The organism is Alcanivorax sp. HI0083 (assembly GCF_001635175.1).
Genome location: NZ_LWFX01001192.1, coordinates 1 through 4,516, shown reverse-complemented (window position 1 = coordinate 4,516; position 4,516 = coordinate 1). Strand labels below are relative to the sequence as shown.

The 4,516-nt window shown below is 60.0% G+C and carries 1 protein-coding gene; it reads left to right on the top strand.

Features of this window, described 5'->3' with window-relative positions; genetic code table 11:
• On the top strand, positions 1 to 4,516 hold a 4,516-nt coding region (locus A3754_RS17245; protein ID WP_156497050.1), incomplete at both ends, for a condensation domain-containing protein.

Genomic DNA, 4,516 nt, shown 5'->3' with positions numbered 1-4,516 from the left:
CCAGACCCGTTCGGCGAACCCGGCGAGCGCATGTATCGCACCGGGGACCTGGTGAAGTACCGGGACGATGGCGTAATGGAATACCTGGGCCGGGTGGATCAGCAGGTGAAGATCCGCGGCTTCCGTATTGAGCTGGGGGAAATTGAAAGCCGGCTGCTGGGCCATGAACAGATCCGTGAGGCCGCTGTGGTGGCGCAGCCATCGCCGACGGGGGATCGCTTGGTGGGTTATATCGTGCCCCGCAATACCGTAGGACCGTGCTTGCACGCGAACCCGGACCCATTCGCGTGCAAGCACGCTCCTACAGAGGGTCTCGATACAGCGACTATTCTGGAAGCCCTGTCCCAATCTTTACCCGACTATATGGTGCCCAGCCAGTTGGTCGTGTTGGAAGCCTTGCCGCTGACCCCGGCAGGCAAAGTCGATCGCAAGGCGTTGCCGGCGCCGCAGTGGCAAACCGTCAGCGAAGGTGACGCACCACAGACGGACAATGAACAGACGCTGGCGGCGATCTGGCAGCAACTGCTGGGCCGTGAAACCGTCAGCCGCGATGATAATTTCTTTGCCCTGGGCGGCGACTCCATTCTTGCCTTGCAGGTGGTCAGCCGCGCCCGCCAGCAGGGTCTGGCGTTAACGCCCAGGGATTTATTCGAACAGCCGGTGCTGAGTCAGCAAGCCGCTGTGGCGCAACCGGTGACGGTGAATACCGCCAGCCAGGAGCCACTGGCCGGTTCGTTATCCTTATTGCCGATTCAGCAGCGCTTTATTGAGCAACGGGGCCTGTCTGCCTGTAACCAGTATCTGCGTTTTTCCATACAGAAACCGTTTGATGCGGCAGTGCTGGAACAGGCTCTGCAGCTGCTTGTCGCTCAGCACGATGCCCTGCGTTTACAGTTCGACGTGAGTGATTCCACGACGGCGCAGTGTGTGCCCGCCGCGGGTACGCCGCTGCTGCAAACCATGGACAGCAACGACAGTGCTGCGATTGAAGCACAGATGATCGCTGTGCAGCGCAGTTTGAATCCGGCACAGGGCAAGTTGCTGGGAGCGCTGTATGTTACCGGTGACACTTCCGAACGAGATAATCCGCAGCTGTTGCTCACCATCCATCATCTGGCGGTGGACGGCGTGTCCTGGCGAATCCTGCTGGAAGATTTTTTTGCCGCCTGCGAACAGATCGAGCAGAGTGGCAAGGCATCGCTGCCACGCAAGACTCATAACCTGCGTGACTGGCGCGAAGCGCTGGATCAGCAGTGGCTGCCACAGGCAGAGCTGGCGTTGCCTTACTGGCAGTCGGTTTGTGAAGCGATGCCGCCGTTATTCAATGGATTACAGTTCAATGGATTAAAGTTCAACGGATCCCAGCCCGATCCGGCGAGCCACTTCGTCCGTGAAACCGATGCGCAGACCCTGCGTCGCTGGCAGCACAGTGCAAACCGTTACGCCTCCCTGAATCTGGAAGAATTTCTGCTGATCGCCCTGTCGCAAACCCTGGCGGAGTATTGTGATCGCCGGGTGGTGCGCATTCACCGTGAAAGCCATGGCCGTAGTGGCAACGATGAATCGCTGGATTTAAGCCGGACCGTGGGCTGGTTTACCAGCCTGTATCCGCAGCGACTGGACTGTGCTGATGATCTGACGACCACGATCAAACAGCAGAAGGAACAGTTGCGCGAACCGGCGCAGGGCGGTCTGGGCTATGGGCTGCTGGTCCAGCAGGGCAAGCTGACCGGCGGCGATCATCGCCTGGATGTGTTGTTCAATTATCTTGGCCAGTTCCGTCACGATAATTTGCCCGGTGTCTCGCTGATGGACGCGGGCCTGTGGCAGGAAGCGGATGCGCCGGCGGATGCGCCGCTGGTGATCAATGCGGATCAACAGAACGGCAAGTTGCGGATTCGTGTGGATGTGGATGGGGTGAGCCTGTCTTGCGAACAGGGTGCGGTGCTGGTGGATCAATGGCTGCAGCAGTGCGAACGGTTGGCCCGGCATTGCGATTCCCGGGCGCCGGTACTGACGCCGGCCGATGTGCCTTTGGCATCACTGGATCAGGCGCAACTGGATTCTCTTGCGCAGCGTCCGGAACAGATTCTGCCCCTGTCGCCCTTGCAGGCGGGGTTGCTGTTTCATTCGCAGCTCAGTGATAGCAACAGCACCTATGTGAACCAATTGGTGTTGCCGCTCACCGGTGTGGACCCGGCGCGAATGCGTCAGGCGTGGCAGGCGTTGTTGGAGCGCCATGGTGTGCTGCGCACCAGTCTGTTGCCCGCGACCCTGTCAGATTCCCGCCATCAGGCGGTCTGGTCTGCGCAGCAGGTAGCCTTGCCCTGGCTGGAGAAGGATCTCCGTGAGGTCGGCGAATCGGCACTGGATGATTGGTGCCAGCATCGGCTGAAAAAAGGGTTTGATCTGCAGGCGGCGCCTTTGTGGCAGGTCGACCTGTTGCGCACCAGTGAGCAAACCTGGCAGTGCGTGCTCACGCTCCATCACATCCTCATGGATGGCTGGAGCACCGGGGTATTGCTCAGCGAATTGATGGCGCTATACCACGGCAAGACATTGCCGGCGGCGCCAAAGGGTTATGCGGATTATCTTGGCTGGTTGCAGCAACAGGATCGCGGCGCGACCCGGGAATTCTGGCAGCAATACCTGTCGCCCGTACAGATGCCAACCCGTCTTGTGGAGGCCGTCGGTACGCCGGATAAAGGTGAATTCCGCCGTCACCCGATCGAATTTGATGCCGTGACCAGCGAGGCTCTGCGCCAGGCGGCCCGTAACAAAGGGCTGACCATCAATACTTTGGTGCAAGCGGCCTGGGCGCGAGTACTGGGCCGGTTCACCGGCCAGCAACGGGTGGTGTTCGGCAACACCGTAGCCGGTCGCCCGGCGGAACTGGCCGGTAGCGACAACATGCTGGGCCTGTTCATCAACACCTTGCCCATGACGGTGCCCCTTAATGGTGAGCAACCCATCGCCGATTGGCTGAGACAGCTGCAGGCGGATAATGCGTCGCTGCGCGAACAGGGTCATGCGCCGCTGTTCGAAGTGCAGCAGGATGCCGGCTGGGGCGGAGAAGGCTTGTTCGATACCTTGCTGGTCTTTGAAAACTATCCGCTGGATGAATCCCTGCTGGGCAGTGAGCACAGCGAATTGCAGCTGGGCACGCCCACCAGCCACGAGTTCACCCATTACCCGCTCACCGTGGCGGTGCTGCCCGGTGACCATCTGCAAATGTTGTTTGCCCACGATAGCGCTGCCTTGCCGGTGGCGTTGATGGACCGCATGGCCAGTGCATTCAAGCGTACCTTGCTGGCGTTGTCTCATGTGGATGATGTGCCACTGGCCACGCTGGATGCGTTGGGTGACGACGAGCCCCACTTGCAGCAATGGAGTCAGGGCGAAGGCGAGTGGCACGCGACCAGTTTCCTCTCGCTGTTTTCACAACAGGCAGCCGAGCAGGGCGAGGCCATTGCGCTGGTGCACGGTGACACCCGCGTATCGTTTGTCCAGCTGGAATCCCGCGCCAACCAATTGGCCCGTTACCTGATCGAACAGGGCGTGCAACCGGATGATGTGGTCGGTGTGTCCTTCGAGCGTGGTGTCACCATGATCGAAGCCTTCCTTGCCGTGATGAAAGCCGGCGGCGCTTTTCTGCCACTGGATCCGGGTTATCCCTCCGACCGCTTGCACTACATGCTGGAAGACAGCAGTGCCAAGTTGCTGCTCACGTCTTCAGATTTGCTTGAAACCTTGCCCCGTGTTGATGCCGTTAAACCGGTTGCGGTTAATGGATTGTCGCTGGATGTTTTCTCTGCGCAGTCTCTCGGCAACGAACCGCACCCGGACCAGCTCGCCTATGTGATCTATACCTCCGGTTCCACCGGCAAACCCAAAGGCGTGTCCCTGACCCATGCCGGTCTCTCCATGCATGTGCAGACCATTGGTGAACGCTATGGCATGACCCCGGATGATGTGGAGCTGCAGTTCGCCTCCATCAGTTTCGATGGAGCGGTAGAGCGCTGGACGGTGCCGTTGGCCTTTGGTTCGCGGGTGGTGATTCGTGACCAACAATTATGGAGCGCGCAACAAACCTGCGATGCCTTGCAAAAAGAAGGGGTGACCATCGCCTGCATTCCGCCCAGCTACATGGGGCCGTTGCTGGACTGGATTGAACAAACACAACCGCCCCTGAAAGTGCGTTCCTGGACTTTGGGCGGCGAGGCTTTCACCCGGGAAACCTTCGAACGCATGCAGCAGGTGTTAAAACCGCAGCGCATTCTCAACGGTTACGGTCCTACCGAAACCGTGGTCACCCCGATGCTGTGGGCCGCCTACGAAGGCGACACCCTGACCAGCGCCTACGCGCCCATCGGCACCGCCGTGGGGCCGAGAAAGTTGTATGTGCTGGATCAGGATCTTAACCGGGTGCCGGTCGGCGTCGCCGGGGAACTGTATATCGGCAACGAAGTGGGCCTGGCCCGTGGCTACCATCAGCGCCCGGACCTGACGGCGGAGC